The 20,180-nt window shown below is 43.1% G+C and carries 22 protein-coding genes; 15 read left to right on the top strand and 7 right to left on the bottom strand.

The annotated features are described in order from the left end of the window. Positions 1 to 149: 149 nt before the first annotated feature. Both thrS and infC read left to right on the top strand, forming a co-directional pair. Entirely contained in the window at positions 150 to 2,072 is a 1,923-nt protein-coding gene (gene thrS / locus F891_RS02530) for a threonine--tRNA ligase (RefSeq protein ID WP_005261889.1), read from the top strand. Positions 2,073 to 2,077: 5 nt separating this feature from the next. Then, the gene (gene infC / locus F891_RS02535) at positions 2,078 to 2,629 is read left to right on the top strand and encodes a translation initiation factor IF-3 (RefSeq protein WP_071850398.1); all 552 of its coding nucleotides are present in this window, start codon (positions 2,078 to 2,080) and stop codon (positions 2,627 to 2,629) included. A gap of 50 nt (positions 2,630 to 2,679) precedes the next feature. Here infC and F891_RS17155 read toward each other — a convergent pair. The 3 genes from F891_RS17155 to F891_RS02555 form a co-directional block, all read right to left on the bottom strand. Continuing rightward, positions 2,680 to 3,902, bottom strand: a protein-coding gene (locus tag F891_RS17155; protein WP_148335412.1) for an IS3 family transposase whose coding sequence is annotated in 2 segments (ribosomal slippage) — positions 2,680 to 3,566 and positions 3,566 to 3,902 — 1,224 coding nt in all. Because the reading frame shifts where the segments join, the coding sequence is not laid out codon by codon here. 84 nt (positions 3,903 to 3,986) lie between these two features. Beyond that, on the bottom strand, positions 3,987 to 4,538 hold the full coding sequence (locus tag F891_RS02550; RefSeq protein ID WP_005246030.1) for a hypothetical protein: 552 nt from the start codon (positions 4,536 to 4,538) through the stop codon (positions 3,987 to 3,989). A 104-nt stretch (positions 4,539 to 4,642) separates the two neighbouring features. Beyond that, a complete protein-coding gene (locus tag F891_RS02555) occupies positions 4,643 to 5,098 on the bottom strand; it encodes an Hsp20 family protein (protein WP_004732955.1) in 456 nt (151 codons plus the stop codon). Between the two features lie 283 nt (positions 5,099 to 5,381). Between F891_RS02555 and F891_RS02560 the strand changes: the two genes are divergently transcribed. From F891_RS02560 to F891_RS02585, 7 genes are all read left to right on the top strand, one after another. Beyond that, a complete protein-coding gene (locus tag F891_RS02560; protein WP_005261893.1) occupies positions 5,382 to 6,002 on the top strand; it encodes a glutathione S-transferase family protein in 621 nt (206 codons plus the stop codon). A gap of 74 nt (positions 6,003 to 6,076) precedes the next feature. Continuing rightward, a complete protein-coding gene (locus F891_RS02565) occupies positions 6,077 to 6,367 on the top strand; it encodes a hypothetical protein (protein WP_005261895.1) in 291 nt (96 codons plus the stop codon). A 7-nt stretch (positions 6,368 to 6,374) separates the two neighbouring features. Beyond that, positions 6,375 to 6,797, top strand: coding sequence for a YqaA family protein (locus F891_RS02570; protein ID WP_005261897.1), 423 nt, complete (start codon positions 6,375 to 6,377; stop codon positions 6,795 to 6,797). A gap of 185 nt (positions 6,798 to 6,982) precedes the next feature. After that, positions 6,983 to 7,177, top strand: coding sequence for a 50S ribosomal protein L35 (gene rpmI / locus F891_RS02575; protein WP_004278281.1), 195 nt, complete (start codon positions 6,983 to 6,985; stop codon positions 7,175 to 7,177). 11 nt (positions 7,178 to 7,188) lie between these two features. After that, entirely contained in the window at positions 7,189 to 7,548 is a 360-nt protein-coding gene (gene rplT, locus F891_RS02580; protein WP_004647525.1) for a 50S ribosomal protein L20, read from the top strand. Positions 7,549 to 7,699: 151 nt separating this feature from the next. After that, positions 7,700 to 7,837, top strand: a complete 138-nt coding sequence (locus F891_RS18235; RefSeq protein ID WP_005250783.1) for a hypothetical protein — start codon at positions 7,700 to 7,702, stop codon at positions 7,835 to 7,837. A 6-nt stretch (positions 7,838 to 7,843) separates the two neighbouring features. Further along, positions 7,844 to 8,182 carry a GNAT family N-acetyltransferase gene (locus tag F891_RS02585; RefSeq protein WP_005250784.1) on the top strand — a complete coding sequence of 113 codons (339 nt, stop codon included), beginning with the start codon at positions 7,844 to 7,846 and terminating at the stop codon, positions 8,180 to 8,182. 350 nt (positions 8,183 to 8,532) lie between these two features. Here F891_RS02585 and F891_RS02590 read toward each other — a convergent pair whose 3' ends face one another. Further along, positions 8,533 to 9,558: a hypothetical protein gene (locus F891_RS02590; RefSeq protein ID WP_005261900.1), complete on the bottom strand. Its 1,026-nt coding sequence runs from the start codon at positions 9,556 to 9,558 to the stop codon at positions 8,533 to 8,535. 159 nt (positions 9,559 to 9,717) lie between these two features. On the opposite strand from F891_RS02590, the gene pheS reads away from it, so the two are divergent. The 3 genes from pheS to F891_RS02605 all read left to right on the top strand — a co-directional run bounded on the left by pheS (position 9,718) and on the right by F891_RS02605 (position 13,508). Then, on the top strand, positions 9,718 to 10,698 hold the full coding sequence (gene pheS, locus F891_RS02595) for a phenylalanine--tRNA ligase subunit alpha (protein ID WP_004278272.1): 981 nt from the start codon (positions 9,718 to 9,720) through the stop codon (positions 10,696 to 10,698). Positions 10,699 to 10,833: 135 nt separating this feature from the next. Further along, on the top strand, positions 10,834 to 13,215 hold the full coding sequence (gene pheT, locus F891_RS02600; protein ID WP_005261902.1) for a phenylalanine--tRNA ligase subunit beta: 2,382 nt from the start codon (positions 10,834 to 10,836) through the stop codon (positions 13,213 to 13,215). Then, positions 13,212 to 13,508 (top strand): integration host factor subunit alpha, encoded by a 297-nt coding sequence (locus tag F891_RS02605; protein ID WP_004278269.1) that lies wholly within the window; start codon positions 13,212 to 13,214, stop codon positions 13,506 to 13,508. Before pheT ends, F891_RS02605 begins: the two co-directional genes overlap by 4 nt. 102 nt (positions 13,509 to 13,610) lie before the next feature. On the opposite strand, the gene F891_RS02610 is transcribed toward F891_RS02605, so the two are convergent. The 3 genes from F891_RS02610 to trxA form a co-directional block, all read right to left on the bottom strand. Continuing rightward, positions 13,611 to 13,910, bottom strand: a complete 300-nt coding sequence (locus F891_RS02610; RefSeq protein WP_005261904.1) for a hypothetical protein — start codon at positions 13,908 to 13,910, stop codon at positions 13,611 to 13,613. Positions 13,911 to 14,311: 401 nt separating this feature from the next. Next, positions 14,312 to 15,580, bottom strand: a complete 1,269-nt coding sequence (rho, locus tag F891_RS02615) for a transcription termination factor Rho (RefSeq protein ID WP_004278267.1) — start codon at positions 15,578 to 15,580, stop codon at positions 14,312 to 14,314. A 322-nt stretch (positions 15,581 to 15,902) separates the two neighbouring features. Continuing rightward, the gene (gene trxA / locus F891_RS02620) at positions 15,903 to 16,229 is read right to left on the bottom strand and encodes a thioredoxin (protein ID WP_004278266.1); all 327 of its coding nucleotides are present in this window, start codon (positions 16,227 to 16,229) and stop codon (positions 15,903 to 15,905) included. A 260-nt stretch (positions 16,230 to 16,489) separates the two neighbouring features. On the opposite strand from trxA, the gene ppx reads away from it, so the two are divergent. From ppx to tilS, 3 genes are read left to right on the top strand one after another with little or no spacing between them, the layout of a single operon-like run. Further along, positions 16,490 to 18,010 (top strand): exopolyphosphatase, encoded by a 1,521-nt coding sequence (gene ppx, locus F891_RS02625; protein WP_004278264.1) that lies wholly within the window; start codon positions 16,490 to 16,492, stop codon positions 18,008 to 18,010. 30 nt (positions 18,011 to 18,040) lie between these two features. Continuing rightward, the gene (locus F891_RS02630) at positions 18,041 to 18,865 is read left to right on the top strand and encodes an acetyl-CoA carboxylase carboxyltransferase subunit alpha (protein WP_004732934.1); all 825 of its coding nucleotides are present in this window, start codon (positions 18,041 to 18,043) and stop codon (positions 18,863 to 18,865) included. Continuing rightward, entirely contained in the window at positions 18,802 to 20,178 is a 1,377-nt protein-coding gene (gene tilS / locus F891_RS02635) for a tRNA lysidine(34) synthetase TilS (RefSeq protein WP_081401684.1), read from the top strand. Before F891_RS02630 ends, tilS begins: the two co-directional genes overlap by 64 nt. The last annotated feature ends 2 nt before the right edge of the window (positions 20,179 to 20,180 follow it).

Below are 20,180 nucleotides of genomic sequence, written 5' to 3' on the forward strand. Positions count from 1 at the left end.
GTGAAAAGGTTTAATCCCGTGGCTAAGACGTGTAAAATTCAAGTCGATTTTTATTTATCCACCGTTTTTATCTTTTGAGGTTCTCCTCGATCATAATCTCGCGGTGATATGCCCCATGGTACGGGGCATCACTCCTTAAGGATTTTCTTATGCCAATTATCACTTTACCCAATGGCGATCAAAAACAATTTGATCACGCCGTATCTGTGATGGACGTTGCGCTTAGCATCGGACCTGGTCTTGCAAAAAATACAGTGGCAGGTCGTGTAAACGATCGTCTTGTTGACGCGTCTGACTTGATTACTGAAGATGCAACCTTACAAATTATCACGCCTAAAGACGAAGCAGGCGTGGAAATTATCCGTCACTCTTGCGCGCATTTGGTCGGTCATGCTGTTAAGCAATTGTTCCCAGAAGCGAAAATGGTAATTGGTCCTGTCATTGAAGAAGGTTTCTACTATGACATCTGGATGCCACGTCCATTCACATTAGACGACATGGCAGCGATTGAAGAGCGTATGAAAAAGCTCATCGATCAAGACTATGAAGTTGTGAAAAAAATGACTCCTCGTGATGAAGTGATTGCAGAATTCACAGCACGTGGCGAAGAATACAAATTACGCTTGATTGCAGACATGCCTGAAGAAACTCAAATGGGCTTGTACTACCACCAGGATTATTTGGATATGTGTCGTGGTCCGCACGTTCCAAACACTAAATTCTTAAAATCATTCAAGCTAACTAAAATCTCTGGCGCTTACTGGCGCGGTGATGCGAAAAACGAACAGTTACAACGTATTTACGGTACCGCTTGGGCAGACAAGAAACAGCTTGCAGCGTATGTAAAACGTATTGAAGAAGCAGAAAAACGCGATCACCGTAAAATTGGTAAAGCGCTTGATTTGTTCCATATGCAGGAAGAAGCACCGGGTATGGTGTTCTGGCATCCGAACGGTTGGACCATTTATCAAGTGCTTGAACAATACATGCGTAAAGTTCAGCAAGACAATGGCTACGAAGAAATCCGTACCCCGCAAGTTGTCGATTTCACGCTGTGGGAAAAATCAGGACATGCTGCCAACTATGCAGACAACATGTTCACCACGCATTCTGAAAATCGCAACTATGCGGTGAAGCCAATGAACTGTCCTTGTCACGTGCAAGTGTTCAACCAAGGCTTGAAGTCATACCGTGATCTTCCTGTACGTTTGGCAGAGTTTGGTTCATGTCATCGTAACGAACCATCAGGTTCTTTACATGGCATTATGCGTGTGCGTGGCTTTACTCAGGATGACGCGCATATTTTCTGTACCAAAGAACAGATTGGTCCTGAAGTTGCAGACTTTATCAAATTGACACTGGATGTATACAAAGATTTTGGCTTCGAAGAAGTACAAATGAAGTTGTCGACGCGTCCTGAAAAACGTGTGGGTGATGACAAGCTTTGGGATATGGCAGAAAAATCTTTGGCAGATGCTTTAGATGCTGCAGGTCTTGAGTGGGAACTTCAACCAGGCGAAGGCGCATTCTACGGTCCGAAGATTGAATTCTCTCTGAAAGACTGCTTAGGTCGTGTCTGGCAGTGTGGTACCATTCAGTGTGACTTTAACTTGCCAGAACGTCTAGATGCTTCTTATGTCACTGAAGATAATGACCGCGATCAGCCAGTAATGTTACATCGTGCAATTCTTGGCAGTTTCGAGCGTTTTATTGGTATACTGATCGAACACTACGCAGGCTTCATGCCACCTTGGTTGGCACCAATGCAAGCGTGTGTGATGAACATTACCGATTCTCAAGCTGAGGCATGTGAGTCAGTCGTCGCAAAACTTAAAGAAAACGGTATCCGTGCAATTTCTGACTTGAGAAATGAGAAAATCGGCTTTAAGATTCGTGAACGTACATTAGAGCGTATTCCTTACTTACTGGTACTTGGGGACCGTGAAGTAGAGGAAGGTACCGTAAACGTGCGTACCCGCTCAGGAACAAATTTGGGTACTATGTCAATCGATGCTTTCGTTGACCTAGTAAAAGCAGCCGTAGCCGAACGCGGCCGGTACATTGTGGAGTAACAGCGATTAAACAGCCTGACCGTAATCAACAGGGCGGTAACAAATCAAACCGTCCTGCCTTGAATGATGAAATTCGTGCGAAAGAAGTCCGTCTTGTCGACGAAAATGGTGAGCAAAAAGGGATTGTAAGCTTAGCTGACGCCCTACGCGCAGCAGAAAGTGTTGAACTTGATCTTGTTGAGATCGTAGCAAACGCTGAGCCACCAGTATGTAAGATTATGGACTTCAACAAGCATTTGTTTGATCTTAAGCAAAAGCAGAAAGAAGCGAAGAAAAAACAACATCAAGTCCAGGTGAAAGAAATCAAGCTACGCCCGGGTACTGATGTTGGTGATTACAACGTAAAACTACGTGCAATCATCAAGTTCCTTGAAGAAGGTAACAAGGTGAAAATCACGCTTCGTTTCCGTGGTCGTGAAATGGCGCACCAACAGTTGGGTCTAGCTCAATTGCAAAAAATTGAAGCTGACGTGGCTGAATTCGGTACTGTTGAGCAGATGCCGAAAATGGAAGGGCGTCAAATGGGTATGCTACTTGGTCCTAAAAAGAAAAAGTAAGCACTTGTCTTGTCCTGAAATAGATTGACAGTATTCCACTTCAAACCGAGTTAAGCAATTAGCTCGGTTTTTGTTTGCTCATACATCTGATTCGGGGTGTTCATATTTAAACTTAAATGCGGTCTATAACAATTGTAAATCATGATAGATTCCGCAATTAAGTGATCTAACTCCTTCATGGTTTGACATCGCGTGGTTAAAAACTCCTGCTTTAATATTCCATTAATTCGCTCTGCTAATGCATTCTGATAACAGTCCTTGCCATCTGTCATGGAAGGACATATCCCATAATGGCGCAATGCCGATTGATATAGCTCAGAGCAATACTGAGAGCCTCTGTCTGAATGGTGAATCATCCTGGCTGCCCGATCTGTCACATGCTGCATCGCCATATGTAGTGCCTGCACAACATTCTCTGCACGCATATCATTCGATAACTTATAACCTTTAATCTGTCGGGTATAAGCATCTGTCACCAAGGATAAATAATGCACACCTTCAGCACTCTCAACATAGGTAATATCACTAACAAAGACTTCATTGGCTTGCACCGCTGAATAATCCTTTAATAAATTTGGATGCTTCTTCATCCAATGCTTGCTATCCGTAGTTTTTGTATAGCGACGCTTAGGGCGAATCAATAAGTTATTTTCTTTCAATATTTTAAATAACTGATCCCGTCCACACTTTAAACCACGTTGCAACAATTTGCCTTTAATAAGCCAATACAGCTTACGTGTTCCGATACTTGGCATGAGACAGCGATATTCCATAACCAACTCAAGTATTTGTTCAGTTGCTTGTGCAGTCATTTGAGCACGTTTTTCTGCTTGATAATAAGCTTGTCGGGTGATTCCCAACCACTGACAATAACGTGAAACGCTTAGTCTTCTTTGGCTTTGCCAATCTTTGAAACGTGCTCGGTATACTTTTTTCCAAGATCAGTCCCACATTCTTTATCAATGTGATAAATCACATCCTGAATAAATTCAGTTTTAAGCTTTTCTGCGGCTAACTGCTTTTCTAATTGGCGGATTCGTTGTTGGGGTGTCAATTGGCGTTTAGAAGAAGTCGGCATATTCGAAGTCCAGTCCTGTTGTCCGTGCTTGCGTAACCATACCAGCACAGTTGATCTTCCTTGAATACCATATTTTGCCTGAGCTTGCTTATAAGTAATTTGCCCTTTTTCTACTTCATGTACCACCATCATTTTAAAGGCAAAGCTATAGTCACGTTGTGTACGTTTAACTCGTTGTTCTCGTTTATGTTCCATAAAATAAGTCTCTTAAGGTGTAAACTTATTTCAGGACGGGACAACTCATTAAGCGAAAAAAGCCCTGCATATGCAGGGCTTTTTTTATTCTTTAAAATTCCAGGCGCTTTGTATGGCGTACATAATCTGTTGAGCTTGCTGGCGGGAAAACATCGACAGCTGAATCCGGAAAAATCCAAGACAAATTTGATTCATCAGACCGGGCTGGCACAATTTAAAATCCAAAGTGCCATCGCGTTGACTAATCACATGCGCTGGCATGTTATAGAGCCAGCGTTTGAGGTGCGCTTTGAGAGAATCATAGCGCGGATTCAGAAAACTATACTGTACGGAATGTCGTTTTAAGCACAGGCTGATGCGGAAACCGGCCAAAGTATAATAAATGGCTTGTGAGGTTATTTTGAGTTTGGTTCCCTGCATAAGCAGCGAAAGACCAAGAAAGCCGCCAATATAAATATAAAAGTCAGGAGACTCCTGCCATAAAAATAATAGTCCTTGGAAAAAACTGGAATTGCTACGCACACTGCTGAAATAAAAAATGCTGAATATTCCGACCGGATAACAAAACAGCAAATATCCCGTAGTGCGCATGATCGGGCTAGCTTGATGAAACAGGATGTTTTCTGGCACATTCATGGTTTATTTTTATGATCAGAAAGCGTATTGCCTTAATGAGCTTAGGTAATCTGTAGCCAAAAAGAAAGGTCCTTTCGGACCTTCCTTTGCGTACTTAATCAAGCTTATTCCACTGATTTTTCATCGTTTGCAATGAGCAGTTTATTGCCAATCGGGATTTGACGTGGCAATTTTTCTTCTGGAATAATGCGCTGCAAGTCAATGATCAATAAACCATTTTCATAGTCTGCCTGTTGTACCTCAATATATTCATCCAGACGTAAAGACAATTTAAATGCACGTCGCGCAATGCCTTTGTACAGGAATTCAATACTGTCATTGCTCTGGTTTTCAGGCTTGCCTAGGATGGTCAGCAACTTATTTTCCAGACGAATGTCGAGTTCTTCCTGACGAAAACCCGCAGTTGCCACCACGATGCGGTAATTATTCTCACCACGCTTTTCGATATTATACGGTGGGTAATTCGGTGCATCGCTTTGCATGGCATAGTCAATAAAGTCATTCAAGCGATCAAAGCCAATACTACGACGAAATAATGGATGAAGATTTAAGTTACTCATGATTAGAACCTTCTCACTAAAGCAAAGTTATAAAAACAAGAAAATAAGATCTGTCATGTCAGACATCAACAGCGCATAAGATTGACGCAATCCTTATGCAGAAATAAATATGTGTTTGGAGCTGAAATTTTCAAGATCAAAAAGAAAAAAATATATAAATTTTTAATAAGATTTTGATATTTATTGAAAAATAATTTTAAAATGCAGACTTGTTGTTTCTTTCTAAATCCTCTATGTTGAGTACATCGTCGCATAGTAAAAGTGCAGGGAGTATTAGAAGAAAATGATCGATTTATATTATTGGGGCACCCCCAACGGCCATAAAATTAGTATTGCTCTAGAAGAAATGGGGCTGGAATATCAAATTATTCCCATCAATATTCTGGAAAATGACCAGTTCCAGTCCGATTTTCTGGCTATTTCTCCCAATAATAAAATCCCGGCAATTGTTGATCAGGATGGGCCACATGGCCGCGCCATTTCAATTTTTGAGTCAGGGGCGATTTTGCAATATCTGGGTCGCAAAACAGGTCTGTTTTATCCAACTGATGAAGTGAAGCGTATTCAGGTTGAACAGTGGTTGATGTGGCAAATGGGCGGTTTGGGGCCGATGCTCGGGCAAAATCATCACTTTAGCCGTTTTGTACCTGAGCGAATTGCTTATGTCACAGAGCGCTATGTCAATGAAAGCAAGCGTTTATATGGGGTGTTGAATAAGCAGCTGGTCGGGCAGGAGTATGTGGCTGGCGAATACTCGATTGCCGATATGGCCATTTTCCCTTGGTTATTACGGCATGACTGGCAGCAGATTAATCTGGAAGACTATCCAGAAGTCTCTAAATATATTGATCGCTTGAATGCTCGTCCTGCAGTTCAGAAAGCGCTGGCGATACAGGTCAGTTAAGCGTCTGCCTTTATGCTAAAATAGCCTTAAGCAAATAAAGCCACCCTTACGGTGGTTTTTTATTGGATGGATATATGAACGATTTTCTTCTGAACTTTACCAAGATTGTTGAAAGTAATACCCGAATTTACTGGAGCATTCTTTTCGGCATTGCTGCATGTTTAGTGCTGTATATTGCTGAAATTGTGCATATTGATCAGGTGATTGCTGCCCTAAATACCAAAGATCAGCAGATTTTACGTGCTGCAATTGCACCGCTTAATGAGCAGTATAAGTGGGCGCGGATCATGGCGATGGTGACTGCAGTCGTTTGGTCCAGTTGGGAATACAGTAAAGCCAAGAAAAAAATGGGCCTGAGCCGTTAATGCTGTAATGAGCCTGTTTTTACTGTTTCTGTCGGCCTTTGGTGCAGCAACCTTACTGCCTTTACAGTCTGAAGCTGTGCTACTGGGGCTTTTAGTGCAGGGTAAGCAGCATACAGTGCTGTTAATTGCGGTGGCCAGTTTGGGGAATATACTGGGGTCCTGTGTGAACTGGTATCTGGGTCTCAAGATTGAACATTATAAGAATAAAAAGTGGTTCCCGGTTTCAGCAGACAAGATGCTCAAGGCGCAAAAGACCTATCAGAAATATGGTTACTGGTCTTTACTGCTGAGCTGGGTGCCTATTATTGGTGATCCATTCACTTTAATTGCGGGACTATTAAAAGAAAACTTCGCCCGTTTTCTGCTGATGGTCAGCATCGCTAAAATTGGACGTTATCTGTTTGTCTATGCGGCCTTTGCCATGTTCTAAGTCTGAAGCTATTTTCTTGATCCAGTCTTGGATATTATTTCAGAGCGAAATCATTCTTTAAATTCGCTTATTGGCTGAAGATGCTTTTGTTTTAAACAAAGATGCTTTAGAATACTCGCTCCCTTACCTGCAGGTCGTTTTGTAATGGTGCAAACGAGCCGAACAGGTGTTCAAAAGAGGTTGTTATGCCTAAGATGAAAACTCGCCGTGGTGCAGCTAAACGCTTTAAAGCGACTGCTAACGGTTTTAAGCGTAAACAAGCGTTCAAACGCCACATTTTGACCAAAAAATCTGCTAAGCGTATTCGTCAATTGCGCGGCTGTGTAATGGTTCACGTAAGTGACGTTGCTTCAGTTCGTCGTATGTGCCCGTACATCTAAGGAGATTATAAATGGCTCGTGTAAAACGTGGTGTACAGGCTCATCGCCGTCACAAAAAAATTCTTGCTCGCGCTAAAGGTTACTATGGTGCTCGTTCACGCGTTTACCGCGTAGCGTTCCAGGCGGTAATCAAAGCTGGTCAATATGCTTACCGTGACCGTCGTCAGAAGAAACGTCAATTCCGCGCTTTGTGGATTGCACGTATCAACGCTGGTGCTCGTCAAAATGGTTTGTCGTACAGCCGTATGATCGCTGGCTTGAAAAAAGCTCAAGTGATTATCGACCGTCGCGTACTTGCTGACATCGCTATGCATGACGCAGTTGCGTTTGCTGCTTTAGCTTCTAAAGCTAAAGATGCATTGGCTGCATAAGTCTTTATGACTTGAAAAGACCGCTTTTAGCGGTCTTTTTTATGCTTAAATAAAAGTAGTCATTTTAAATATTATTTAAAAATCAATATTGTAAATCCTATATTTTTTAGTCATTGTTAAACTGCATAATCAAACATAAGGCTTAAAAATAATGATTCGACTTGCCACTCAACAGGATGTCCTGCCGATTGCCCAAGTGCACGTACAAAGCTGGCGTGAAAGCTATAAAAACATCATCAAACAAGAAATTTTAGATGCATTGTGTGTAGAACAAAGAGCCGCCTTGTAGCGTTCTGTGCTTGAACAGGAAAATCGACAGGTATTTGTCTATGAAGAAAATGCTCAGGTGCTCGGATTTGCTGCCTTTAATTTTCCAGTGGATGCACCAATTAGTGAATTGAGAGCACTTTATTTGCTTCAAAATATTCAAGGTCGCGGCATTGGACGTGATTTGGTTCAATTGGGTCTGGGTTTAAGTCGAGAAAAATCCTACCAGTATATGCAGTGCAGCGTATTGAACCTGAATTCCAGTCGTTATTTTTATGAAAAGACCGGCGCCTATTTTGTCAGTGAAGGAGATGCCAGCGATCTGGGCGAGAATCTTAAAGACTTATGTTATCAGTGGGACATTTAATTTTTGAATACTCTGGCCCAGCTGGCTCAACGTAGAAAAATCTAAAACCTGGGAAAAGACGATAGAAAATAAATCAGCCCTTAGAAGTGTATGGCTGATTTATCTTTTTATCTCAATATCTCCACCGGTCAATTAAGAGAGCATTTCCGGGCGATCAGCAAATGACAGCTTCGGCTCATTCAAATAATGCTGAAATTTTAAGACAGATACTCAGTCGTGATTCCATCATCTGATGGATGATGAAAACCTATCACAAAATCGTCAGCATTATTTCAAGTTGATGCCTGCTCATGAATATCAAAATATCCATTGAATTCTGCCCGTGATGTTCAAGCTTTTCTGGCAAAATGTTAAAGGCCGAAATAGTAGCCAATCAGACAGATAATCACAGTGATCACAATTAAGGTCAGCACATTTGCAGATGAACTGGATTTGCCTGGGTCCTGAGGTTTTTCTGCTTTAGAAATTTTTGGTGAGCGGTCTTCGGTACTCATACCGATAAATGGATCAGGTGCAACTTTAGGTGTTAGCTGTGCAGTTTTATAGTGGTTGGCGACTTTGCTGATGAATTTAGCACTTAAATCATCAATTTTTTGCGAAAAATGTCGCAGGTTAAGTTGCTGCTCCGGGCTGAGTACTTCGCCATCTGCACGATAGGGATGCTGGATTTTCGTTTGAATAAAGTCATTTAAGGCGTCTAGGCGATACAAAGTCTGGTGAGCATAATCCGCTGAATAGTCATTGGGAATTAAGGCCAAATGACTTTCGCTATCGGTCTGAATGGCAGGCATGGTGCCATAATAAGGCAAATTGGTATACGCCGGCTCGGTAAAATCTTGGGCAAGGCTACTTTCAAACAGTTCATGATCGGTATAGGTCTGGATATCATCCCAGTTTGGCGCTTCTAGATCCACATCAATGCGCTTGGCTAGTTTGGGATTTAACTCATAACACCAGAATGTTTCATGGCGTAAAGGGGATTGCTGTGATTTAGGGGCTTCGTAGTCATTGTCCGCGCTGTACCATTCAGGCAGTTCTTTACCAATGATCCAGGCGGTTTTGGCTTTGGCACTATGACTGACAATAAAATGTGCTAGTGGCAGTAGCTCGACATTGGCATTCGGATTTTTTTCATCAACCAGTAAATCAGAGCGATGTAAGCTAAGGCGACGCACGCCTTGTTTTTTTAGCCCTTCCAGCCAGATCTTGAAATGCTGGGCCAGCAGATGTTGTGACATCAGATCCCGAAAAGCAAACTGATGTTGATTAAAAATGGAATGTTGAATCCAACGATTGAAACTCAGGTCCTGAGTCAAATACTCATTGCCGTAAGTGACGAGGGTCAGTTGCTGTTTCCAAATTTGATCGAGTGCCATAGTGATTTGATCTGATTGATATTGTGTTTATCTTATACTTTTTATATTTAATCATGCCAATCTAATTTTCCTTAAAACGCATCTTCATCAAAGTGTCTAAAAACTGTTAGAATGTGGGGTTTTTAAAATATTTTTTAACCTGTTGCTTTGAGAGTTACTATGTCACTGGAAGCCCTGACCACTGAAGCGCTCGCTGCGATTGCAGCAGCTCAAGACCTTGCTGCACTTGATCAAGTACGAGTGCAATTTACGGGGAAAAAAAGCCAGCTCGCGGAACAATCTAAGTCGCTTGGTAAAATGGATCCTGAAGAACGTAAAGTCTTCGGCGCACAAATCCATGCTGTACGTGAAACCATTACCGCTGCATTGACATCACGTCAGGCAGAACTGCATAAAGCTGCCTTAGAACAAAAACTGGCAAGCGAAACCATTGATATTACTTTACCAGGCCGTGGCCAACAGGTGGGCAGTATCCATCCAGTGACCCAGGTGCAAGAGCGTATTTGCCAGTTCTTTACCAAGGCAGGTTTTACGGTTGCAACAGGTCCTGAAGTTGAAGATGACTATCACAACTTTGAAGCACTGAACATTCCGGGTCATCACCCGGCGCGTGCCATGCACGATACCTTCTATTTCGATGTGAACCATTTGCTGCGTACGCATACGTCTGGTGTGCAGATTCGTACCATGGAAACACAGCAGCCACCAATCCAGATCGTGTGTCCGGGCCGTGTTTACCGTTGTGATTCGGATCAAACTCACTCGCCGATGTTCCATCAGATCGAAGGTTTATACGTGGCTGAAAATACCAGCTTCGCGGAACTGAAAGGTTTGCTGATTAACCTGCTGAACGAATTCTTCGAAAAAGATTTGAAAGTACGTTTCCGTCCATCTTATTTCCCGTTCACCGAGCCGAGTGCGGAAGTGGATATTATGGATGAACGCGGTCGCTGGTTAGAAGTATTGGGCTGCGGTATGGTGCATCCGAATGTGCTGCAAGCTGCAGGCATTGATCCTGAAAAATACAAAGGCTTTGCTTTTGGTCTGGGTGTTGAACGTTTTGCAATGCTTCGTTATGGCGTAAATGACTTACGTATGTTCTTCCAAAACGATGTGCGTTTCTTACGCCAGTTTGCTTAAAACTTTTTAATAATCCTCTCCTAACCTCTTCTTTTAAAAAGGAGAGGGACTCCGCGAAATAGATGGAGTTCTCCCCCTTTGGAAAATGGGGAGCAGAGGGGGATTCTAGAGATTTGAATTACAGGTTTTATATCAATGAAAATTAGCGAAAATTGGCTACGCACATGGGTTAACCCAGCCATCGATAGCGAAAAACTTTCTGATCAATTGACCATGTTGGGTCTGGAAGTCGATGAGCTTGCACCTGCAGCAAAAGCATTTACTGGTGTAGTGGTGGGGGAAGTCCTGACAGTAGAACAACATCCTGATGCAGATCGCTTGCGTGTGACCACTGTCAATATCGGTTCAGGTGAGCCACTGCAAATTGTATGTGGTGCGCCAAACGTACGTGCCGGCATGAAAGCGCCAGTTGCGACCATTGGTGCAGTACTTCCAGGCGATTTCAAAATCAAGAAAGGCAAGCTACGTGGTATCGAGTCACAAGGCATGCTGTGCGGCGCTTCAGAAATCGATTTAGAAGATAAAATTGATGGTTTGTTAGAGCTTCCAGCGGATGCACCAGTAGGTATGAACATTCGTGAATATCTAGACCTTGATGACAACGTGATTGACATCAGCATTACACCGAACCGTGGGGACTGCTTCAGTATTCGCGGGATCGCACGTGAAATTGGTGTGATTAACCAATTGCCAGTAACTGCCCCTGAAATTAAAGAAGTAGCTGCGACTATTAGCGAAGAAAAGAAAGTCGTTGTATCGACTGAAGGCTGCCCACGCTATTTGGGTCGTGTCATCAAGAACGTCAATACCAAGGCTGTGACTCCTGTATGGATGGAGCGTGCATTGGCACGTTCAGGTATTCGTCAGCACAGCATTCTGGTCGATATTACCAACTATGTATTAATCGAGCTTGGTCAACCGCTACACGCATTTGATGGCGGTAAAGTTCAAGGTGCGGTACATGTACGTCAAGCGACGGAAGCTGAAGAGTTAGTTTTGCTCAATGAACAAGAAGTTGAACTCAACGAAAAAGTGATGGTGATTGCAGATGATGAAAAAGCATTAGCCATTGCCGGTATTATGGGCGGCTTGTCTTCAGCAGTCAGCGATGCAACCACTGAAATTTTCCTGGAATCTGCATTCTTCGCGCCACTGCATATTGCGGGTCGTGCACGTAGCTTTGGCTTGCATACCGATGCTTCTCAGCGTTATGAACGTGGTGTCGATTTTGAATTGCCATTGATCGCTATGCACCGCGCATCACAATTGATTGCGGAACTTGCGGGCGGCGAGTTCGGACCAATTACAGTTGCCGAAAATGCGGCTCTATTGCCAACACGTGACGCAATTGAATTGAATCAAGCCCAAGTCGATCAACTGCTAGGTTATAGTGTTGACTCAGCGTTCATTACTGATGCTTTAACCCGTTTAGGTTGTGAAGTTACAGTAAAAGCAGAAGGTGAGTGGTCTGTAGTGCCGCCATCACATCGTTATGACATGGTGATCTATCAAGATTTGATTGAAGAAGTGGCACGTATTCACGGTTATGACAATATTCAAATCAGTCTGCCTGTGATTGATGTGAAATTGGCGAAATACCAAGATCAATTTGAGTTGGGCCAACTCCGTCAAACTGCCGTAATTTTAGGTTACCAAGAAGCGATCAGCTTTAGCTTCTCAGACCTAAAACTTGAAAAGCAACTTAATTCCAGTGTGAATCCATTAGCATTAGCTAATCCAATTTCAAGTGATTTGGCTGTGATGCGTTCAACCTTGCTGTCTAGCCTGATTCCTTGTGTTCAGTACAATGTCAACCGCCAGCAAAGCCGTGTACGTTTCTTTGAGCTCGGTCTGCGTTTCGACTATCAAGAAGCCAGCAGCATCCATGATTTAAAACAGATTCCAACTTTTGCATTGATTGCGACTGGTTCACGTCATGCTGAGTCTTGGCATGGTAAGGCACAGCCAATGGACTTCTTTGACTTTAAGGGTGATGTAGAAGAAATTCTGGCTGCTGGTCGTGTCAAAGTAGAATATGTGCGTTCAGAGCGTAGCTGGTTGCACCCAGGGCAATCCGCAGAAATTCTCGTGAATGGTCAATCAATTGGTTACTTGGGGCGTTTACATCCCTCACTTGAAGACGAACTTGATCTGGCAACCACATGGGTAGCAGAATTGGATCAAGCGGCTGTTTTGCAAACTTATGTATCTAATTTTACAGAATTATCACGTTTTCCATCGGTTCGACGTGATATTGCGCTTTTAATTAGTGATAAGATTAATGTTAGCGAAATTCAGGGACTTATCGAAAAAACAGGCGGAGAGCTTTTAGACTCAACTTGGTTGTTCGATGTGTACACTGGACAAGGAGTAGAAGAAGGGAAACGCTCACTGGCATTTGCACTTCTCTGGCAGCATCCAAGCCGTACACTGGAAGATGCTGAAATTAAATCAGGTATGGATAATATCCTTCAAGTGTTAGAAAACACTTACCAAGCGACATTGAGGGCTTCATGACAGCACTAACTAAAGCAGAAATGGCTGATCATTTAAGTGAGCTCACGAGTTTAAACCGTCGTGAAGCAAAACAAATGGTTGAGTTGTTCTTCGATGAGATTAGCCAGGCGCTCATCTCAGGCGAGCAAGTAAAACTTTCGGGTTTTGGTAATTTTGAGTTGCGTGACAAGCGTCAACGTCCAGGCCGTAACCCGAAAACGGGTGAAGAGATTCCGATTTCTGCACGCCGTGTAGTGACCTTCCGTGCGGGGCAGAAGTTTCGTCAACGTGTGGGAAATGAGCAGGTCAATTGATCTGCTTTTTAAAACTGGAATCTAATATCTTTAAATTCCAGTTTTAAAAATAAAAAAGAGAGCCAAAGGCTCTCTTTTTTTTGTACTGAATAATCTAGAAGATTATTGAGCAGCAGCTTCAGAAGCAGCAGTAGCTTCAGCAGCAGCATCAGTAGCAACTGCAGCAGCAGCATCAGCTTCAGCAGCAGCGTCAACTTCAGTAGCAACTTCAGAAGAAGCTTCAACGTCAGTAGCTTCTACAGCAGCAGCATCAGCAGCAGCTTCAGCTTCAGATGCAGCTTCTACAGCCTCAGATGCAGCTTCGTTAGCGTCAGTAGCAGCGTCGTCAGCTTTTTTAGCACAACCAACGAAAGCTAGAGTAGTAGCAACTGCAGCAGCAATAGCGATTTTTTTGAATAACATGGCATCACTCTCTAAAAATTGAGATTAAAAAAAACCAAAGTTAGTCTGTTAAGTGCTTTTATTGTTCCTAATTGTGTTAGGGACTAACAACGCAGGAGCAGTCTAACTGGTCTGCAAATATGCTATCACTGCGCATTTTTAATTGCTACTGGCAATGATCAAAAAAGTACGGAAAAACGATAAAAAATAAGAAGTTTTTAACAGAAAATAACAATGGAATGAAAGATTTAGATTGGAGAAAGGCTTGTTAAACACTTAAAAGTTATACAATTTTTAATCTGAATATTTTATTAATCAAAAACTTAAAAATAAGTTTACATAAATCAGGTTGGATTGTTTCATTCTGTAATTTATGTCAACCTAAAAAAGGCCACCGCTTAGGTGACCTTTCATTTGAAATTTTAATTTGAAGCTTTGCGTTTCATCTGATCAAAGAAATCATCATTGGTTTTAGTTTCTTTCATGCGATCCAGTAAGAATTCCATTGCCGCCAATTCGTCTTGAGTATGCAACAGCTTGCGCAGAATCCAGACTTTACGCAGATTGTCTTCTGACATCAGGCGTTCTTCACGACGAGTACCAGATTTCTTGATGTTCATTGCAGGGAACACGCGTTTTTCAGCAATACGACGATCAAGGGTAATTTCCTGGTTACCTGTACCTTTGAATTCTTCGTAAATCACTTCATCCATTTTACTACCGGTTTCAATCAGGGCAGTAGAAATGATGGTCAGTGAACCGCCTTCTTCGATATTACGTGCAGCACCGAAGAAACGTTTAGGGCGTTCTAAGGCATGTGCATCCACACCACCAGTCAGTACTTTGCCTGATGAAGGAATCACAGTGTTATAAGCACGTGCCAGACGGGTAATCGAGTCAAGCAAAATCACCACATCTTTCTTATGTTCAACCAGACGTTTTGCTTTTTCAATCACCATTTCAGCGACTTGAACGTGACGTGCAGGAGATTCATCAAAGGTAGAAGCCACGACTTCACCACGAACCGTACGCTCCATCTCAGTCACTTCTTCTGGACGCTCATCAATTAGGAGAACGATCAGAATAACTTCAGGATTATTGCGAACGATGGACTGTGCAATGCTTTGCAGCAGCATGGTTTTACCCGCTTTCGGCGGAGCCACAATAATTGAACGCTGGCCTTTACCAATCGGTGCAACTAAGTCGATCACACGGGTGGTTAAATCTTCAGTGGTGCCATTGCCCAACTCCATCACCAACTGTTCAGTCGGGAATAATGGCGTCAAGTTTTCAAACAGAATCTTGTTACGTGAATTTTCAGGTGTGTCGTAGTTAATTTGATTGACTTTAAGTAAAGCAAAATAACGTTCGCCTTCTTTCGGCGGGCGAATGGTGCCAGTAATGGTGTCGCCAGTACGGAGGTTAAAACGACGAATTTGAGAAGGGCTGACATAAATATCGTCAGGACCTGCTAAATAAGAACCTGCGGCTGAGCGTAAAAAGCCAAAACCATCTGACAAAATTTCTAGAACGCCATCACCAAAAATCTCTTCGCCATTCATTGCATGACGTTTTAAGATGGCAAAAATAATGTCTTGCTTACGGTTACGAGCCATACCTTCGAGGCCCATAAACTCGGCAATCTTGATGAGTTCGCCAATCGGTTTTTTCTTGAGTTCGGTTAAATTCATAGGTGGTCAGATAGAATCAAAGTTCTGAGGTACAGGTTAGAAAGGGAGTAACATTCGGCCGCATACCAGCATTCAAACGAAAGCAATTGAATTTGCAAAAGAACAATTCAGAGATCTGTTTGAGTGTTTCAAAGAAAAATGTGGAAAACAATTTCTATTGCCGAGCGGCATCTTATGTAATGTGTCTTGTAAGAAATTGACAGGATTTAGGATCCTTTATCTCTTGAGTAGCGAATATAAGAGATAATGCCAGGTTTGTCAATTTATAGCCGAAAAAAATACGCGAGCATGAGTCGCGTATTTTTTACTAAAAATGCTGTGCTTAGATATTGTCATCAATAAATGCAGTCAGTTTAGATTTTGGTGCAGCACCGACTTGAGTCGCAACAACTTCACCATTTTTGAACATCAACAAAGCCGGGATGTTACGGATGTTGAAATTCACAGCAGTTTGTTCGCAAGAAGTTACATCAACTTTCACGATTTTAACTTTGCCTTGGTATTCATCAGCAAGCACTTCAAGTACGGGTGCAATTGCTTTACATGGTGCACACCAGCCTGCCCAAAAGTCCACCAGTACAGGAACGTCTGATTGAAGAACGTCTGCTTCGAAGTTTGCGTCAGTAGTGTTTACGATGTTGCCAGACATGGAATGTGCTCCAGATTAATATTTTAAAGATAACTAATTATTAGTATTACATAGCCATCTTTAACAATGTAGGGGAATCTGTAAATTTTCAATGCTTAATGTTATTTTGTCTAATGGATGATCACGATAGTGATGATCGTGTCTCACTATTATTCCCGATACAAAAAAGAATAAGGCATTAAATTGTCGCTACAAATGGCTTTTAAATTGCATGCATGTGAATTACTCTAAGCACAATTCGTTAAAGGTTTATTTCTGGAATGTCTGACTTTTTGATTGATGAAGAATTACTTGCCGCCATCGATATGGGATCAAACAGCTTTCATTTGGCCATCGCCCGTGTAGATCATGGCGAAGTGAAGAAAGTGGCATCAATGTCAGAAAAAGTTCAGCTTGCCGCAGGACTAGACGAAAATAAGAATTTAACCGAAGCCGCACAGCAGCGCGGTTTGGCCTGTCTGGCTCGTTTTGTGGGGCGTTTAGGTGCCGTTCAGCCGAACCGCTTGCGGATCGTGGCGACAAATGCGTTGCGTCAAGCTAAAAATGGCCATGAATTTATCCAGAAAGCTGCAGAAATTTTACCGAAACCGATCGAAATTATCGCGGGTCGTGAAGAAGCCCGTCTGATTTATCTGGGGGTATCGCATACCATGGCCAACAGCGGTCGTCGTCTGGTGGTGGATATTGGGGGCGGTTCAACTGAGCTGATTATCGGTGAAGAATTCGAGCCAATTCATACCGAATCGGTACAAATGGGCTGCGTAGCCTTTACCAAGGCCTATTTTCAGGATGGTGAAATCAGCGCCAAAGCTTTTGATAAAGCAGTTACTGCGGCACGTAAAGAAATTTCGGGAATTGCCAATACTTATAAAGAAGCCGGTTGGGATGCTGTCGTCGGCTCGAGTGGTACCATTAAAGCCTGCCGCCAGATTTGCGTTAATATGGGCTGGAGCAATGATCGCGAACAGTTGACGCGTGAAGGCCTGGAAAAGCTCAAAGATAAACTGCTTAAATATAAATACGTCTCGGACATGGAATTCGAAGGTCTGAAAGATGATCGTCGTGCCGTCTTACCTGCTGGTATTGCCATTCTCTATGCTGTCTTTGATGTACTGGGAATTGACCATTTGGTCTATTCTGATGGTGCACTACGTGAAGGCGTGATGTATGACTTGCTTGGCCGTTTCAAGCATGAAGATATCCGCGATCGTTCCGTACATGCCTTGATTGGTCGATATAATGCCGATGCCAAGCAGGCTGAACGTGTGGTTCAGACCGCACAGAAACTGTTTAATGACGTGGCCAGTGAACTCGGTTTAAGTGTTGAAGATAGTGACCTGTTACGTCGTGCCGCCTATCTGCATGAGATTGGTTTGGCCATCAGTCACAGTGGCTATCATCGTCATGGCGCGTATTTATTACAACATTCGGATATTGCCGGTTTCTCGCAAGTTGATCAAAATCATTTGTCACATTTGGTCGCGCACCATCGGCGTAAATTGCGCGCTGATGCCAAGATTGATGTGATGAAAGTCGGTGGATCTAAACTTTTATGGTTATGTTTGCTGCTTCGTCTGTCGGTTTTGGTCAATCACAGTCGTAGCGATGAGATGCTTCCTGCCATTGAACTCAAGGTTGAAAATGCGCAACAATGGCAACTCAGCGTGTCTGGTGATGCCAAGCAATGGCCATTGCTGGTCGCTGAACTGCACGATGAACAGCAGCAATTTAAAAATTGGGAGATTGAACTCTCGATTCAATCCGAACAGTTTGTTAATTAATACCTTTATAGGGATGAAAACGGTTAACCTATGAAAAATAAAGCAACTCCATCAAAAGCATGGGCGACAGTGCAGATTGCACGTCATCCAGAACGTCCACAATTCCTGGACTATGTGGGTGAAATATTCACTGAATTTGATGCTTTACATGGTGACCGCCTATATGGTGATGATGGCGCGATGATCGGTGGTCTGGCTCGTTTCGATGGTCAACCGGTGATGATCGTTGGTCAGCATCGTGGTCGTAGCACCCGTGAAAAATTACAGCATAATTTTGGCATGAGTAACCCGGAAGGTTATCGTAAGGCACAGCGTCTGCTAGACATGGCAGAGCGTTTTAACCTGCCAGTCTTTACTTTTATTGACACTATGGGCGCTTATCCGGGTGTCGGTGCAGAAGAACGTGGTCAGGCTGAAGCGATTGCCACCAGTCTGGCTCAGCTTTCTAATTTGAAAGTACCTGTGATTGCAACTGTACTGGGTGAAGGCGGTTCAGGTGGTGCGCTGGGTATTGGGGTAGCAGATCGTGTGGTGATGCTCTCTCACAGTATTTATTCGGTGATTTCACCGGAAGGCTGTGCCTCAATTCTTTGGAAAACCGCTGAAAAAGCCGAACAGGCTAGTGAAGCCTTGGCTCTGACTGCAGAAAAATTGCAGAAAATGGGTATTGTAGAATATGTGGTGGATGAAGGTGAGGGTGCTCACTTAAATCCGGATCAGGTCATGAACAGCTTGAAAGCAGTGCTGAAAGAAGCTTTGAACGAACTGCAACTAATGGAAGCGCAAGCACGATGCGAAGCACGTTACCAACGTTTAATGAAGTTTGGCAGCGACAATTTAGGTCTGGTTTCTTAAAACAGCTGCAGGACTTTCCTGCAGAGACAAAATTTCTCATCGGATGCAGTGGTGGCGTAGATTCTATGTTGTTGCTGCATCTGATGTTTTTTTTATGCTCGGAAAAAATCCGGGCAATCTATGTGGATCATCAGCTGCAAAGTATCAGTAGTGCATGGGGCACTTTTGTTCAGCAGCAGTGTCGGCAACTGAATATTCCCTGTATCATTCAGCCCGTCAATGTCGCCAGTGGCAATTTGGAACAGCAAGCGCGCAATTCACGTTATCAGGCCTATCTGCAACATTTACAAGCGGATGAAATGTTGGTGCTGGCACACCATCAACAAGATCAGGCGGAAACCCTAATGTTGCGTTTATTGTCTGGCGCCGGCGTTGATGGTTTAGCAGCCATGAAACAGATCGATATACGTGAAAATCTGACGATTTGGCGGCCACTACTGAATATTTCCCGTGAGCAGATTTGCCAATGGGCATCAGACCTGAATGTTCAGAATATTGAAGATCCGACCAATGCTGATACCTATTATGACCGGGCCTGGGCACGCCAGACGCTGTGGCCGGTATTAAGCGAACGTTATCCTAAAATGCAAGCCGCCTTGGTGCGAACCAGTGAGCTGATGCAGGATGCTCAAGACATTTTACAAGAAGTGCTGCAACAGGATTTAGCATCTTGTGGAACTGAAACGCAGCTCGATCTTGGTAAATTTTTACAGCTTTCAAAATCACGACAACGTCAATTGCTCTCTGCCTGGATGAAAGGTAAACAACAGTATCGTCCATCTTTAGCGATGGTAGAGCGTTTGCAACGCGAAGTCATTCATGCCAAGCAAGATGCTCAGGCGGCATTGTATTGGCAAGGCTTTTACTATGTACGCTATCAGCAGCAATTATATCGTTTGGCCGCAGAGATCTATTTAGCTGATCAACAACAAGTTCAAACTAGCCCGAAAACTATAAAATTCGCTTTAAAAGACAGCGTGCAGGTTTTGTCAGGGAAATTTATCATTCAGCCTGCCCAGCTAGGTTTATCTCCTGCATTATTGCAGCAACCTTTGCATTTGCAGCAGCGGCAAGGTGGCGAAAAAATTCATTTATATGGCCGTGTCGGTACCTGGCCGCTGAAAAAAGCCATTCAGGAAGCGCAAATATTTCCCTGGGCTCGGCATACTATTCAAATATTAAGCACAGATAATGTTATGCTAGGCGTGTTTACCCCTAAAGGATTTTGGTTGGCCCAATCTGCATATTGTGAAGCAGGCGGATGGCTGCCGATTTCGGTTTCTTCAACTTTAGAACTCAACGACGAGCATTGAAC

Origin of the sequence: Acinetobacter sp. CIP 101966, assembly GCF_000369725.1 — a bacterium.
Taxonomy (GTDB): domain Bacteria; phylum Pseudomonadota; class Gammaproteobacteria; order Pseudomonadales; family Moraxellaceae; genus Acinetobacter; species Acinetobacter lwoffii_Q.

Coding starts and splice junctions, on each gene's coding strand:
- ppx (WP_004278264.1), top strand. CDS start 16,490: ATGTCTGACTTTTTGATTGATGAAGAATTACTTGCCGCCATCGATATG.
- F891_RS02605 (WP_004278269.1), top strand. CDS start 13,212: ATGACAGCACTAACTAAAGCAGAAATGGCTGATCATTTAAGTGAGCTC.
- F891_RS18235 (WP_005250783.1), top strand. CDS start 7,700: ATGATTCGACTTGCCACTCAACAGGATGTCCTGCCGATTGCCCAAGTG.
- rplT (WP_004647525.1), top strand. CDS start 7,189: ATGGCTCGTGTAAAACGTGGTGTACAGGCTCATCGCCGTCACAAAAAA.
- rho (WP_004278267.1), bottom strand. CDS start 15,580: ATGAATTTAACCGAACTCAAGAAAAAACCGATTGGCGAACTCATCAAG.
- F891_RS02630 (WP_004732934.1), top strand. CDS start 18,041: ATGAAAAATAAAGCAACTCCATCAAAAGCATGGGCGACAGTGCAGATT.
- F891_RS02570 (WP_005261897.1), top strand. CDS start 6,375: ATGAGCCTGTTTTTACTGTTTCTGTCGGCCTTTGGTGCAGCAACCTTA.
- F891_RS02550 (WP_005246030.1), bottom strand. CDS start 4,538: ATGAATGTGCCAGAAAACATCCTGTTTCATCAAGCTAGCCCGATCATG.
- tilS (WP_081401684.1), top strand. CDS start 18,802: ATGCGAAGCACGTTACCAACGTTTAATGAAGTTTGGCAGCGACAATTT.
- trxA (WP_004278266.1), bottom strand. CDS start 16,229: ATGTCTGGCAACATCGTAAACACTACTGACGCAAACTTCGAAGCAGAC.
- rpmI (WP_004278281.1), top strand. CDS start 6,983: ATGCCTAAGATGAAAACTCGCCGTGGTGCAGCTAAACGCTTTAAAGCG.
- F891_RS02610 (WP_005261904.1), bottom strand. CDS start 13,910: ATGTTATTCAAAAAAATCGCTATTGCTGCTGCAGTTGCTACTACTCTA.
- F891_RS02560 (WP_005261893.1), top strand. CDS start 5,382: ATGATCGATTTATATTATTGGGGCACCCCCAACGGCCATAAAATTAGT.
- F891_RS02565 (WP_005261895.1), top strand. CDS start 6,077: ATGAACGATTTTCTTCTGAACTTTACCAAGATTGTTGAAAGTAATACC.
- F891_RS02590 (WP_005261900.1), bottom strand. CDS start 9,558: ATGGCACTCGATCAAATTTGGAAACAGCAACTGACCCTCGTCACTTAC.
- thrS (WP_005261889.1), top strand. CDS start 150: ATGCCAATTATCACTTTACCCAATGGCGATCAAAAACAATTTGATCAC.
- pheS (WP_004278272.1), top strand. CDS start 9,718: ATGTCACTGGAAGCCCTGACCACTGAAGCGCTCGCTGCGATTGCAGCA.
- F891_RS02555 (WP_004732955.1), bottom strand. CDS start 5,098: ATGAGTAACTTAAATCTTCATCCATTATTTCGTCGTAGTATTGGCTTT.
- pheT (WP_005261902.1), top strand. CDS start 10,834: ATGAAAATTAGCGAAAATTGGCTACGCACATGGGTTAACCCAGCCATC.